A 225-nucleotide genomic window follows, 5' to 3' on the forward strand; every position below is an offset into this window, starting at 1 on the left:
TCTCACGAACAGCCATAAACCATGGGGCTCGAAATCCTCCATCAGTAACAATAATTGGGGTGGCACAAGAGGGTAAAATGGCTTTAAGGTTCTTTAAAAACTGCTTGTGAACAACATGATTGTTCTCTTTTTTCTTGGGGTGACATTCCTCATAAAGCACAATAGAACGCCCTTTTACAGAAATGCTTGCTCTTAATAAATAGAGATTCGTTGTTGGATTGATAC

Annotated in this window: 1 pseudogene; it reads right to left on the reverse strand. The window is 39.1% G+C overall.

Annotated elements, in window-relative coordinates:
- A pseudogene (locus Lwal_RS17570) lies at positions 1 to 225 on the reverse strand (hypothetical protein); the annotation flags it as partial.

The sequence above is a fragment of the Legionella waltersii genome (assembly GCF_001468085.1).
GTDB classification, from domain to species: Bacteria; Pseudomonadota; Gammaproteobacteria; order Legionellales; family Legionellaceae; genus Legionella; species Legionella waltersii.